The 13444-nt window shown below is 34.8% G+C and carries 11 protein-coding genes and 2 pseudogenes; 9 read left to right on the forward strand and 4 right to left on the reverse strand.

All coding sequences use genetic code 11. The features are described from left to right. Nucleotides 1-210: 210 nt before the first annotated feature. Nucleotides 211-1365, reverse strand: a complete 1155-nt coding sequence (locus BWGOE10_RS08065) for a flagellin (RefSeq protein WP_070141621.1) — start codon at nt 1363-1365, stop codon at nt 211-213. Between the two features lie 246 nt (nt 1366-1611). Between BWGOE10_RS08065 and BWGOE10_RS08070 the strand changes: the two are divergent. The 7 genes and pseudogenes from BWGOE10_RS08070 to BWGOE10_RS08100 form a co-directional block, all read left to right on the forward strand. Next, nucleotides 1612-2285: pseudogene (locus BWGOE10_RS08070) on the forward strand (lytic transglycosylase domain-containing protein); the annotation flags it as partial. 8 nt (nt 2286-2293) lie between these two features. Beyond that, entirely contained in the window at nt 2294-3067 is a 774-nt protein-coding gene (locus BWGOE10_RS08075; RefSeq protein WP_081338089.1) for a flagellar basal-body rod protein FlgG, read from the forward strand. Nucleotides 3068-3234: 167 nt separating this feature from the next. Further along, nucleotides 3235-4533 (forward strand): NtaA/DmoA family FMN-dependent monooxygenase, encoded by a 1299-nt coding sequence (locus BWGOE10_RS08080; protein WP_070141622.1) that lies wholly within the window; start codon nt 3235-3237, stop codon nt 4531-4533. Between the two features lie 182 nt (nt 4534-4715). Next, nucleotides 4716-5552, forward strand: coding sequence for a TrmB family transcriptional regulator (locus tag BWGOE10_RS08085; RefSeq protein WP_070141623.1), 837 nt, complete (start codon nt 4716-4718; stop codon nt 5550-5552). Between the two features lie 13 nt (nt 5553-5565). Further along, complete coding sequence (locus BWGOE10_RS08090) at nt 5566-6270, forward strand: AzlC family ABC transporter permease (protein WP_410254622.1); 705 nt, start codon at nt 5566-5568, stop codon at nt 6268-6270. After that, on the forward strand, nt 6261-6572 hold the full coding sequence (locus BWGOE10_RS08095; protein WP_070141625.1) for an AzlD domain-containing protein: 312 nt from the start codon (nt 6261-6263) through the stop codon (nt 6570-6572). The genes BWGOE10_RS08090 and BWGOE10_RS08095 overlap by 10 nt, the downstream gene beginning before the upstream one ends. Nucleotides 6573-6634: 62 nt before the next feature. Further along, entirely contained in the window at nt 6635-6805 is a 171-nt protein-coding gene (locus BWGOE10_RS08100; protein WP_000602235.1) for a DUF3951 domain-containing protein, read from the forward strand. 24 nt (nt 6806-6829) lie between these two features. On the opposite strand, the gene BWGOE10_RS29660 is transcribed toward BWGOE10_RS08100, so the two are convergent. The 3 genes from BWGOE10_RS29660 to BWGOE10_RS08110 are packed head-to-tail and all read right to left on the reverse strand — an operon-like array spanning nt 6830 to nt 8132. Then, nucleotides 6830-7189, reverse strand: a complete 360-nt coding sequence (locus tag BWGOE10_RS29660; RefSeq protein ID WP_081338090.1) for a hypothetical protein — start codon at nt 7187-7189, stop codon at nt 6830-6832. An 11-nt stretch (nt 7190-7200) separates the two neighbouring features. Then, nucleotides 7201-7794 (reverse strand): dienelactone hydrolase family protein, encoded by a 594-nt coding sequence (locus BWGOE10_RS08105; RefSeq protein ID WP_070141626.1) that lies wholly within the window; start codon nt 7792-7794, stop codon nt 7201-7203. Between the two features lie 2 nt (nt 7795-7796). Continuing rightward, nucleotides 7797-8132, reverse strand: a complete 336-nt coding sequence (locus BWGOE10_RS08110; RefSeq protein WP_070141627.1) for an antibiotic biosynthesis monooxygenase family protein — start codon at nt 8130-8132, stop codon at nt 7797-7799. 323 nt (nt 8133-8455) lie between these two features. Here BWGOE10_RS08110 and BWGOE10_RS08115 point away from each other — a divergent pair. Together BWGOE10_RS08115 and BWGOE10_RS08120 are read left to right on the forward strand one after the other, a co-directional pair. Next, nucleotides 8456-11782, forward strand: a pseudogene (locus tag BWGOE10_RS08115) (isopeptide-forming domain-containing fimbrial protein). Nucleotides 11783-11830: 48 nt separating this feature from the next. Further along, on the forward strand, nt 11831-13435 hold the full coding sequence (locus BWGOE10_RS08120; RefSeq protein WP_070141628.1) for a SpaH/EbpB family LPXTG-anchored major pilin: 1605 nt from the start codon (nt 11831-11833) through the stop codon (nt 13433-13435). The last annotated feature ends 9 nt before the right edge of the window (nt 13436-13444 follow it).

The following is a 13444-nucleotide window of genomic DNA, read 5'->3' on the forward strand; positions in this document are numbered from 1 at the left end:
AATAAACGGTTATGAAGAGAAAAAAGGTCTTATGCTCACTTTATCTTTTGGTTTTAATCAATGGGACGAGGAAAAAATAAGCCCTGACCGCTTCTAAATATGGCTGGAGCTTCTCTTCAGGCTAAAAAGAAAGCTTTTAATCTATTTATATAGAAAAAACAAACCTCTCCGCAAGCAGAGAGGTTTGTTCATGAAACTAACTCAAATGGCTTATTGTAATAATTTAGAAACCATTTGTGGAGTTTGGTTTGCTTGAGAAAGCATGCTGATACCAGCTTCGTTCAAGATTTTGAACTTAGTCATTTCAGACATTTCTTTCGCCATGTCAGCGTCTTCTACTTGAGAAGCAGCTGAAGCCATGCTAGATTGTTGGCTCTTAAGGTTGTTTACGTTAAAGTCTAGACGGTTTAATGTAGCACCTAGAGTTGCGCGGTTTGATGCAATTGTTTCTAGAGCTGAATCAATAGATGAAATTGCATTAGATGCATTAGGTTTTGTTATCTTAATATCTAATTTGTCTGCTGCTTTAGGCTCTGTACCGAAAGCAGTTTTGATAGCCGCTGCATTTTTAAAGTTTGCAGTTGTCTCAGCAGTTTTAATTGCTGTTTCAATTGCTTCAACTTTAGTAGTACTCATTAGACCTTTAATTTTTTCGAAATTCTCTTTGAAGTCTGCAACCATAGCTTTGATTTCGCCTTCTGTAGATGCTTTTTTACCGCCACTATCTGTTTCTAATAGTTCGTCGAAAGCACCTTTTGCACCAGCAATTTCAGTAGCTAAAGGAGTAATATCTGTATCTTTAAGCTCTTTTTTAATAGTTTCAGTTTTTGAACCACTAATTGATAAATCGTTAAGTTGTAATGTTTCAGTAGATACATTTGATAAATTAATATTAATTTGTTTGCTAGTATCAGCATTGTCTAAAGTTTGAATTGCGATAGAACCTTTAGAGCCATCTAGTAATTTTTGATCGTTGAACTCAGTATTTTTAGAAATGTAATCAATTTGGTCTTTTAACGCACTAAACTCTTTGTTTAATGCATCTTGGTTTTCTTTTATATTTGTACCATTCGCAGATTGGTTAGCGATATCGCGCATACGAAGTAAGATGTTAGATACTGAGTTCATTGCTGAGTCAGCTGTACGGATTAAAGAAATACCGTCTTGTGTGTTGTTAGCTGCAACACCTAATCTGCTTTCACGTGCACGCATACGAGTTGCGATAGCAAGACCTGCTGCATCGTTAGAAGCGTTGTTGATACGTTTACCGCTTGATAAACGGTCCATAGCGTTACTCATTTTAGCTTGGTTTTGACGCATGTACTCTTGCGTACGCATGCTATTAATGTTTGTATTGATTCTCATGTGAAGAACCCCCATTTTTTTATATTGACTTTTCTGCAAATTGAAAAACGGTAATATGCGAAAAAAATCGATTTCGAATTTATTGTAAGTCTTGCTATATCAAGTTTCAACTGAAAATTTGAATTAATAAATATAAAAAAATAACAGTTTAACAATTTAGTTGTTTTTTTATTGCAAAGGATTATTGCAAACTTTTTTAAAAAACTCTAATATTAGATTATCTTTGTTTATCGAAAAGGTGATATTATGGTAGTTGGAAATATAGTAAAAGAGGTTCTTGCATATAAAAAAGGACAAATTCAGCAAAAGTTAAGTAGTCCGCAGGCGTTCGTTAGTAGTCGTTTTCAAGATCAATTGCAAAGTGAACCTGCGAAGGAGACGAAGGTTACTCCGCAAACGGCAAAAGTAGAAGGCCGGTACAATCTACGAAAATAGAAACGGTTGTTAATAAACCAGTAGAGCCTAAGGTAGAGGAAACGAGTAAGCTTGAGGAGACGGAGAAAGCTGAAACGAAGAAAGTAGATGAAGTACAAGTCGCGCAAAAAGAGTTTGAGCGACGTTTCCCAGAAACGAAAAATGAGCCTGCTGATACGTGGGGATTAACGAATAAGTATAATATTCAGAAAATACGTTCTTCAAATGAAGGTAAGTATGAGGATATTATTGATCGCGCTAGTCATACATACGGAATTCCGAAAACGTTAATTCAAAAAATGATTGAAGTAGAGTCTAATTTTAATCCGAAAACGGTGTCACATGCAGGGGCGATGGGACTTATGCAGCTTATGCCAGCGAATGTGAAAGAGATGGGGATAAAGAATCCATTTTCACCAGCTGAAAGTATTGAGGGCGGTGTGAAAGAGTTAAGCGGTTATTTAAAGAAAAATAACGGTGATCTCGTATTAGCGCTTGCCTTATTCAAACGAGTATGAACGGTCTTTATATAGGTTCTATGGGTATGATGAATTACATGCAGCATATTAATGTTCATTCGAATAACGTTGCAAATGCCCAAACGACAGGATTTAAAGCAGAAAACATGACTTCTAAAGTATTTGATGTGCAAGACACATATCGCCGCGGAGATGGATCGGCGACAAATATCGGTTCGGTCGATTACGCCGTAGTACCAGCTGCGACGCATGTGAACTTAGTACAAGGAAATGTACAAATGACAAATAGTGCTACAGATTTCTTTTTAGACGACGGTGCGGCTGGCACATCATCATTTTTCGTTACATCTAAAAATGATGAAACATTTTTAACGAGAGACGGTAGTTTCACATTAAATAGTGATCGTTATTTACAAACAGCATCTGGTGCTTTCGTAATGGGTGAGAATAATGAACGTATTCGTATTCCAGAAGGAGCAAAGGTAGCTGTACAAGCAGACGGTACATTATACGATGAAGTAACACAAAATAATATTGGCCGCTTGCAAACGAAAACAGTAGATGCAGAAACGAATGCTCGCCTTGTGCAACGAGAAAATAAAAGTTTTACACTAGCAGAAGGTAACCTCGCTGATTTACCGAATGGAACAGGGATTGTGAAAAATCATATGCTAGAAAATTCAAATGTAGATATGACGAAAGAAATGGCAGATCTTATGACAAATCAAAAAATGATTCAAGCATCGCAGCGTATTATGACTTCGTTTGATAAAATTTATGAAAAAGAAGCAAATGAAATATTGAGATAAGGGACTCCCGATAGCGGGAGTCTTTTTTGTTGTTGCATTTATTTCAGTAACATCATAAAATGATATTGATAATCATTATCAATAATTTGTTATAAAAAATACAAGATGTGATGGTAGTAACTATTGCTTAACTAGGTAAATTAAAAATAAGGGGAAGGTGTGTACATATGTCTACAAAAAAACAACTTTGCATTGGGTTATGTTTAATTTCTAGAAAGAAAGAACAAGAGAATAAGTTTGATTCAGGAATCGATGAACAAGTAGAGTTAGCACAACTGGCAGAGAAGGCTAAGTTAGATTTTGTTTTTAAAGCGGATTATTTAGTGGCACATCCAGATTTAATTGCACGTAATAAGGGGAATGTAATTTTAGATCCAACATTACTTTTTACCGCTATTGCTTATGCGACAGAAAAAATTGGAGTCGTTACGACCGCTTCAACATCATTTTATCCACCATATATACTAGCGAGGCAACTACAATCTTTAAATTGGATTAGTAACGGCCGAGTAGGTTGGAACATTGTCACATCCATTGACGGTGCTGAAAACTTTGGTGAGACAGGGATGCCACCATCTGAAGAGCGATACGCGAAAGCGGCAGAATGTACAGATTTAGTAAGAAAACTTTGGAGGAGCCATCCTTATGAAGTTTTAAAAGAAGACAACGCAGGTGTAATTAGAGAAATGGTACAGCCAATTGAGCATAGTGGTGAACACTTTGAGGTGAAAGGTCCACTTAATATCCCTCAGCATATTTCTGGGGAAATGCCTTTATTTCAAGCGGGTGCTTCAGAATCTGGCCGGAATTTCGCTGCTTCTGTTGCGGATGCAATTTTCGCCGCGATGCCAGATGTAGAATCAGGAATCGAACTTCGTCAAGATTTAAGAAGAAGAGCAGAAAAGCATGGCCGAAAGCAAGATGATATACGTGTATTGCCTGGTTTATATTTCTTTATTGGTGATTCATATGAAGAAGCACTAGAAATGCACAGGCAAGCTCATCAACATCTTACGAGGGAGAAGAGATGCGCTTTACTCGAAATGGTTCTCGGATTAGATGTTAGAGGGATTCCATTAGAAAGTAAGATAACTGAACATATGCTTCCAAGCAGGGATCAAACTGTACGTAGTAAAACGCATGCCGAATTATTAAGGAATTTCATCATTAAAAATGAACCAACTGTTGAGCAAATACTAGAACGACCAGAAGTTGTTGGCTCTGCTCATTGGGTTGCTATTGGTACACCACAAGACGTTTGTAAGCAAATTATGGATAGGTTTGAAGCAGGGGCACTAGACGGATTTATTGCAATTCCAGGGGGGCCTCCAAAATCATTGGATTTATTCTTTAGTGAAGTCATTCCTTTATTCGTGAGAGCAGGTGTATTTAGAGAAGAGTATACAGGTTCAACTTTACGTGAGCATTTGGAGAGTAATATATCAAATTGTTTGCAGTTAAAATAATAGGAACATTATGTACAAAAAGCCTTTTAAAAAAGGCTTTTTTATTTCGGGTTGAAAATTCAGAATTATCAATTGACTTATAGAGACTTCTTTTTTATATTAGTAGGTATAACAATAACTACTAATGTAAAGTGAGATCATCGTTTTGAGAATAGAGCTATATAGATTGTGAGGGATTGCCGATGGATGAGATTATTAAGGAATTGCAAAAGCTAGGTTTTTCCCAATATGAATGTAAGGCGTATATTGGCCTATTAAAACATTATCCAGCAACAGGTTATGAAGTTAGTAAACAAACAGGAGTACCACGTTCGATGATTTATGAGGTACTTGGCAAGCTGATGGATAAAGGCGCAGTGCATTTAGTTCCTTCTGAACCAGTGAAATACGTACCTGTAGCAGCTACTGAATTAATGGATCGAATGCGAAAAGATTTTGAAAGATCCTTTGAATTTTTAGATCAAAAATTGAATTGTTTAGAACAAGAACGACAAATAGATGTAATTTCGCATATTCGCTCAAATGATCGTGTTTTAAAAGAAATATGCAATATAATTAATAGAGCAAAGGAAGAGTTATGGATTTCTGTATGGGAAGATCAAGTACATGAAATTGAACCGCTTATTCATAAAAAGGAAGCGGAAGGAGTACATATATTTTCAATCTTATTTGGTGCCCCAGAAACAAAAATAGGAACGACGTTTCATCATAACTATATGACGCCTCACGTTGTTGAAAAGAGAATGGGTGGTCATTTAACCGTAATCGCGCGTGATGGAGAAGAAGTATTAATTGCTAATTTCTCAAATGATAGTACTTCATGGGCTGTTACAACGTATGACCCGGCTTTAGTTCTCGTTGCTACAGAGTATGTGCGGCACGACATTATGGTGGAAGAGATTACGAAAGAATTTGGAGCTGATAAATTAGATACGTTATGGCGCGAAAATATAGATTTAGTTCATGTCGTAACAGGAAAACGTAGTATGGAAGAAATGGAGGGAGAGAAAGGTGAATAAAGCTCAGGCACATATGACATTGCAGAGCGATGATACATTTCAACAAGGTGTAAAGGATTGTTTACCAACTGTATTTGGATATTTGAGCATTGGTATAGCCGCGGGTGTTATTGCAAAAACAGCTGGTTTTTCCATTATAGAAATTGCCTTTATGTCCACTTTAATTTATGCAGGTTCTGCTCAATTTATATTAGCAGGTATGTACGCAGCTGGTGCTCCTGCTTCGGCAATCATTTTTACCGTATTTTTTGTTAATCTACGGCACCTTTTAATGAGCGCTGCGCTTGCACCCTACTTCACGAAAATTCCTCTATTTAAAAACTTAATAATTGGTTCGCAAATTACAGATGAAACTTTCGGCGTTGCAGTGCAGCACGCAGCGCAAAAAGGTTATTTAGGTGAAAGGTGGATGCTAGGACTAAACGTAACAGCATATTTAAATTGGATTATCGCTACAATTATTGGCGGACTCTTTGGTGAATGGATACCAGATCCTCATACGTATGGGATGGATTATGCCTTACCAGCAATGTTTATTGGATTATTTGTTCTCCAGCTGATAAGTAGTAAACCGAAACTAGCAATTCATCTTACTGTTGCGATTGTAGCTATTATTATTGCATACGTTTCACACTTGTTTATGCCAGATAGCATAGCAGTTATTATCGCAACGCTGTTAGCTGCGACGATTGGAGTGGTGATTGAGAAATGGAAATGAGATTAGACGTATTATTACTTTTACTAGCAGCAGGAGCAGTTACACTTGTGCCTCGTATATTACCTCTTCTCGTATTTAGCAAATTGCAAATTCCAGATTGGGGCTTAAAATGGTTAAATTACATACCGATTGCGATATTAGCAGCACTGTTAGCGCAAGTATTATTTATGCATGAGACAGTGCAGTGGGATTATATCATTGCGGCAATTCCGACATTTTTCGTAGCGATATATACTCGTAGTTTATTAGGAACAGTATTAACAGGAGTCATTGTAATTATTTTGTTACGTTTATTTTTCTAAAAAGGATTCAGCTCATATAATAGCGAAAGGTGTAATAACATGAAATATATAGGGGTGGTGTTATGATACTTTTAACGATAGGAGCAATTTTATTAACGTTATTTATTTTCTTTATTATCGGCTTCATTACGTTTATGATGTTTGTGGATAAGGCGACACCTCAAATTTATTACACACCTTGTGAATCAGTGACAGTGAAATCTAAAGGTAAAAATAGAAGGAAGAAAAGTTGATGTCATGCTTTTCTTCCTTTTCTTTTACATTCCTGAAAGAACTAACAACAATAACCCAAATAGAAAACTAATAAAGGAAAGGAAACCGATAGATATGGAAAAAATACGATTGTTCTTCCATTCGCGTGCGAAAACGATAAAGCCTAAAACGCAAAGGAAAAACCAGATAGGTAGAAACATAAATCGACTAACTTTCTCAGGTAGTAATGAATAAAAATTTGTTAAATATAATATCCAATTAGCAAAAAACAAAGTGCATACGATGAATGATTGTAAGTAGGGACGTTTTAAGAATGTCCCTTTTTTAACGTTTATAAAAATGAGAGCTAATGCTGAAAGAAAGGGAATTATTATGAAAATGAGTAATAGTAATGTTAGTGACATCTGAAGCTCCTTTATAAAATTGTCTTCACAAGAAACGAATCTATTATTTTGTATGCTTGCTTTGTAGATTCCTTGTTATATTTTTCAGTGTATGGATTTAAAAATCCATGTTCACCTTGTAGTTGTTTTATTTCTAATAAAGGATTATCTTGTTGCTGTAATGTTTTCGTTAAGGAGGATACTGAAAAACTAACTTCTTTTTCAGGGAAAATCAGTAATGTAGCACACGTAGGTTTCATGTGAACATAATCGCGTATACGAGAACTGTAACAACCAATAATAAAATCTATTCTAGGATTGTTACTACAGAGCCAGGCAATGGTCGCTCCAACGCTAAAACCGATAAGTCCGATATGTGTGTAACTATTGGAAAGATTAGTAACGAATTCTTCAATTTGTTTTTTTCCATTATCAAATCCAATTTGATTCATAAAATGTTGGTATGCTTTTTCTTCATCACTATAATGAAATGCACTTTGTAATTGTAGAAGGTTAGGACAGAATACATCTATATGAGATGTAGTGAAGTGGTCAATAACATGATGCATATGATCGTTCACACCGTATATTTCATGAACAGAAACGAGAGCTAATTTTTTCTTCATAGTTACAAGGTCTCTCTTTGAAACGTATATTCTTTTTCTACAAGGCAAATTCGTAGATGAAAGTTTTCATACCATTGTTCGCGTCCTCTATTTTTCGCGCCTATATGTAAGGAGTTCATTTTCCAGTTTTCAATTGCTTCAAGTGATTCCCAATAAGAAATTGTAATTCCCAGGCCAGATGAATCACGTGAGCTTTCTACACCTATAAATCCAGGTTGCTGTTTTGCAAGTTCCTCCATCTTTTCGGCAACTGTACTATAGTCTGTTGTGTCATTTGATAGTTTAGAAGTAAAAATAACTGCATAATAAGGACTAGTTTTTTGTGGAGTATTCTCCATACAGTTTCCCCCTTTAAAATCAGTTCATAATTTAATTTTAGCATGTAATAAAAAGAAAAGAAGCACGAGGCTATTTTTCTTTATTTAGGTCGTGAATTTTAATCCAACATATATTTTTTACTTGATTATAATTTCAATAATATAACAATTTTTATATTACTGAAATTACATATAAAGATGTATAAAAATAGAAAAAATAAGAAAATTTGTTAACAAAAAGTAATATGTATATTAGAATAATAGATATAAAGTATATTAGGAAAATATATTAGAAAAATATATTAAAAATTGTAAGTAAGGAGGTGAGCTTACTGTACAGCAGGATGAAAAAAAATAAGAAAGTATTAAATGTACTTATAGTTGTTACGAGTTTATTTTTATTATTATCCCAATTATAGTTATTAAGTCCAATTGATACGGTAAAGGCAGCAGTTACAGATGCAGAAGGGTTTGATTCACCGACTTATCAATCTATTCATAAAGGTGATATGTATTCTACTGGAAATGTGAATTTAGGTATTAAAGCTACTGAAGCTCAGAAGAATACGGTATTGTACTCGGATATAGCATATATTTACGGGACAACACCAAATGGTTATGTTCGTGAATTAATTGATGTAGATGATGATCCGACAACTACAAATTCATCTAAGGCATACATTCCTGTTCCAGAAGATGCTGAAATTGAATGGGCTGGACTATATTGGAGTTCAACACGTTACGAATTAACGCAACAGCAGTATGTAGCGCCAGTTAAGTTTACTACTCCAGTAGGAGATAGTTTTCAAGTATCACCAAGTTTTACGTACTATGGAAGTGGCTTACTTTATGGTTTCGGTATTGATGGCACTTATTATTCCAATTATGCAGATGTTACACAACTTTTGAAGTCGTCTAATTCAAAAGGAGGGAGCTATACTGTAGCGAATATTCCGTATCCGAATACAAAGCTTGCATATAGTTCGGGGTATTATTCTTTTGCTGGTTGGTACATGCTAGTTATTACGAAAGATAAGTCAAAAACAAGAAAAGCATTTACTGTTTATGATGGTGGACTGAAAAGAGCTACTGGATCCGGTGAGAAAGAGTTTACTGTGAAAAACTTTATTGCATCAAAAGTTGGAGATTTAGATCCAAAAGTTTCTGTTTTCGCTGTTCAAGGTGATAGATATTGGAAAGGTGATAAACTTTTTGTCCATACAGATAATACTTGGAAGGAAGTTACTGATAAGCTGAATCCAACAGGTAATATATTTAATTCCACTATTTCTGAATATGAGGAACATATGCGTGATAAATATCCTGGTACATTCAATCCAGATTATAAAAATAATTTGGGGATTGATGCAGATTTAATTAAGTTACCAGCAGGATATATTAAACCAGAACAAAATGAAATACGTTTGAAAGCTGCTACATCTGGTGATGACTACGTATTAAACACATTAGCCTTTGCAGTAAATGCAACAGCACCAGAGCTTGATATCGAGAAATCAGTAGTTAATGTAAAAGAAAAGTACGAACCAGATGAAGAAGTCGTATATCGATTAAAAGTAAAAAATATTGAGCCGAATTCGAGTGCGGTTGATACGAGGGTTGAGGATGTGCTAGATCCTCGTTTAGAATATGTGCCCGGTTCAGCGAAAATTATTTCTGGTCCGAATGCAGAAAATCAAACAGATCAAGAGAAGGATGATTTAATTGATTATGATGCGAAGACGAGAAAGTTATCGATGAGAATTGGTGAAGGGGCAAGTGCAACAAAAGGCGGAATTTATACTGATAAAACTCTTGAAACGATTGTGGAATTTAAAGCAAAAGTAAAGGGAGAGAAGATAGAAAGTGAAATTCCAAATATCGCTGTTGTTCAAGGGATTGATGAGTTAACAGGAAGTAAGATCGAAGCCAATGATTCTAATAAAGTAGTAGTGAAAGTAAAACCGGAATTAAAACGGAAAGGCAAGTTGCAAACAGAAAAGCTAGCGAAAGATATAAATGGTGGAACTCTTAAAGTAGGGGATAAACTAGAATATACAATTATAGCAAAAAATAGTGTGCAAGATTCTATTTTAAAATCTGTCAAAATAACTGATCAACTTCCTGAAGGTGTAGAATATGTTCCAAATACATTGAAGGTAAATGGAAAGGACCAAACTGATGAGGAAGGTGATGATAGTGCACATATAAAAGAAAAAAATATTTATGCGTATATTGGTGACCTTAAAGGTAATGAAGAAAAGACAATTACATTTGAAGTAGTTGTAAATCTAGAAATGGTAAATAAGAAAATAAAAAACGTAGCGGTAGTTGAAACACCTAGTTTGCCAGAAAAAGAGATGCCAGAGGTTGAAGTAGTAGTCGATCCGTTGTATGGACAACTAGAGAGCGATAAAGAAGTGGTTGGCGTAGTTGATGGTAAAGTGCATGTAAATGATGAGATAGAATACAAGATTACAGTTCGTAACAAAGTGGAACATGGACTTGTAAAAAACATGCGTCTTACAGATACACTTCCAATAGGATTACAATATGTTGAAGGCAGTATGAAAGTAGATGGACAACCGGTAACAGATGCAACGGATGAAGATGCAGGATCTTATGAACAAAACATGGTGAAGGTAAACTTTGGTGATGTAAGTGATACGAAAGAAAGAATTGTTACTTTTAAGGCAAAAGTTACGCAAGAATCGTTAAAAACGAAAGAGGTTGAAAATATAGCGGTTGTGGAAGGAAAAACACCTGACGGTGAAGATTTACCACAAGAAAAACCGAATGTAAAAACGAAAGTGGAAGCGAAGGACCCAAAGGTAACAAAGACGATTTCTGATACAGATGAAAAAGAGGTAGAAAAGGCAACTTTACAAAGTGAAGGTGAAGAGTTTACGTGGCATGTAAACTATGATTTTGGTAATGATGTAGAGAATCTTGAAAAAATAGTATTACAAGACGATGTAGAAGATAGTTTAACGCTTTTACAAGTACGACTTGTAAGTAGTGATGGTGAAGAAATAAAAGTCATTCCGGAAATCGATGAGCGAGTAAAGAAAGTGAAAATCGAGTTACCGAAGCGAGAAGGCAATTATAGTTATCTTGCAAATCAAACGTATACGATGCATATTAAATCCAAATTGGATGCTAACTTAAGTGTAGAAGATATAGAGAGATATACTACAAAAGGTGGCATACCCAATAAAGCAGATTTATTGTTTGACCATAAGAAAGTCGTATCAAATGAGGCATTCGTAGTACCGCCGTCATTAGGGGGAATTGAGATTGAGAAAGTAGATGCGAAAGATGAAAATCTCAAATTAGAAGGCGCAGTATTTGAAGTGATAAATAAAAATGGAAGTGTAGTAGCTAAATTAACAACAGATAAAAATGGTATGGCGATTTCTAGTCCATTAATAGTTGGAACATATACATTAAAAGAAGTGCAAGCACCAATAGGATACATGCTTATGAAAAATCCAATTGAAATTAATGTAACCAACGACGTACATACACAGAAAATAAGAATAGAAAATAATAAAAATGAATGGGTTATCCCAGAAACGGGTGGCATAGGAACAATTATTTTTTATGTAATTGGTGGAATATTGATGTTTGTTACAATGTTCTTCTTTATTAGAAAGAAAAACAATGAAAAATAGAATTTTTATTAACGAAAGCAATAGACACAATAGGGGGAGTGGACAACAATGAAAAAGATTATTAGCTTGTTTTTAATATGTATGTTAGCTTTTTCAACATTAATTAATATGACGGTTAGTGCTGAATCAAAAAGTACAGGTTCTTTAACGATCCATAAGTATGAGCAAGGTAAGGATGCAAAACCTTTAGAAGGTGTAACACTTGAAGTTAAACGAATTGCATCATTTGAACAAACAAATGATGGAAAAGTGGTAAAAGAAAATATTAGTGAAGTTAAAGAGAGTGCTATTACAAAAGTGACAGACGAAAAGGGGGAAGCAGTCTTTCAAAATCTTCCATTAGGGCGATATGAAGTAAAAGCCGTTAAAGGTCCAGAACATATTGAATTAGATACGAGCGCTTTTATTGTAGATCTTCCGATGACAAGTATGGATGGTAAAGAATTAATTTATGATGTTCATATTTATCCAAAGAATGAAACGAAGCGTGGTTCAGTCGAATTTACGAAAAAAGGTGCGGGGGATAAAGTATTAGAAGGGGCAGAGTTCCATTTATTTAAGAAAAATACAGATGGAACAAGTACAGAAGTGAAAACACCAAAGCCATTAGTAACAGGTACAGATGGTAAACTTCGAGTTGATTCTTTAGAATATGGAGATTATTTCTTTAAAGAGCATAAGGCTCCAAAAGGTTATATAACAAGTAAAGAAGAACACCCTTTTTCTATTAGAGAAACTGGTAAACTAGTTAAGTTAGAAAAAGATGTAAAGAACTATAAAGAACCTACAATTGAAAAAACGATTAATGACAGTTCAAAAAATGCCGGAATAAATCGAGAAACGAATTATACGTATGATATTAAAACATTGCTTCCAGAAGATATTCAAACGTATAAAAATTATGTTGTAACTGATGTTTTAGATGATCGTTTAGAGATTGTTGGTACACCGATTGTAATGATTGATGGGAAAAAGGTTGATGAGAGTATTGTTAATGTAGTTGTAGCTGGACAAAAGGTGATTACTTCAATTGAAGATTTTTCGAAAGTAACAGGGAAAGAATTACACTTACAGATTACTGCAAAAATTAAAAGTGATGTTCAATCTGGAGTAGAAATTCCGAACAAAGCAGTACTTGATTTTGTAAACAAAGAAGATGTTTCATCAGAAAAAGATGGAAAGCCATCTAATGAAGTAGTGGTTACACCGACAATGGGGAATATTAAAATTGTAAAAGTTGATGGTGAGGAAAAGTCTCTGAAATTAGAAGGTGCAAGGTTCGAATTACGAGATAAACAAGGGAATGTTATAACCGTAAACAAGAAAAAAATGGATGATGTAACTAATGCAGATGGTATCATTGCATGGAATGAAATCCCGTACGGTGAATATCAAATTGTTGAAACAGTAGCACCAGAGTATAAAGATAAAGATGGAGCAGTAGAACAATATCAAAAATTAAGAGATCCGATTGATATTAAAATTGATGCAAAACATCAAACAATAGATTTACAAGTTGAGAATAATAAGAGTGGCTGGATTATCCCAGCAACAGGTGGTATGGGAACAATTTTCTTCACAGTAGTTGGTCTTTTATTAATGGTGACAGCAGCGTTTATTTTCTTTAGAAAGAAACCTGTGAAGAATTCTTAATTGATATTA

The organism is Bacillus mycoides, assembly GCF_001757995.1.
GTDB lineage: Bacteria > Bacillota > Bacilli > Bacillales > Bacillaceae_G > Bacillus_A > Bacillus_A mycoides_B.

Coding starts and splice junctions, on each gene's coding strand:
- BWGOE10_RS08100 (WP_000602235.1), top strand. CDS start 6,635: ATGATACTTTTAACGATAGGAGCAATTTTATTAACGTTATTTATTTTC.
- BWGOE10_RS08075 (WP_081338089.1), top strand. CDS start 2,294: ATGAACGGTCTTTATATAGGTTCTATGGGTATGATGAATTACATGCAG.
- BWGOE10_RS08110 (WP_070141627.1), bottom strand. CDS start 8,132: ATGGAGAATACTCCACAAAAAACTAGTCCTTATTATGCAGTTATTTTT.
- BWGOE10_RS29660 (WP_081338090.1), bottom strand. CDS start 7,189: ATGTCACTAACATTACTATTACTCATTTTCATAATAATTCCCTTTCTT.
- BWGOE10_RS08095 (WP_070141625.1), top strand. CDS start 6,261: ATGGAAATGAGATTAGACGTATTATTACTTTTACTAGCAGCAGGAGCA.
- BWGOE10_RS08085 (WP_070141623.1), top strand. CDS start 4,716: ATGGATGAGATTATTAAGGAATTGCAAAAGCTAGGTTTTTCCCAATAT.
- BWGOE10_RS08120 (WP_070141628.1), top strand. CDS start 11,831: ATGAAAAAGATTATTAGCTTGTTTTTAATATGTATGTTAGCTTTTTCA.
- BWGOE10_RS08105 (WP_070141626.1), bottom strand. CDS start 7,794: ATGAAGAAAAAATTAGCTCTCGTTTCTGTTCATGAAATATACGGTGTG.
- BWGOE10_RS08080 (WP_070141622.1), top strand. CDS start 3,235: ATGTCTACAAAAAAACAACTTTGCATTGGGTTATGTTTAATTTCTAGA.
- BWGOE10_RS08065 (WP_070141621.1), bottom strand. CDS start 1,365: ATGAGAATCAATACAAACATTAATAGCATGCGTACGCAAGAGTACATG.
- BWGOE10_RS08090 (WP_410254622.1), top strand. CDS start 5,566: ATGACATTGCAGAGCGATGATACATTTCAACAAGGTGTAAAGGATTGT.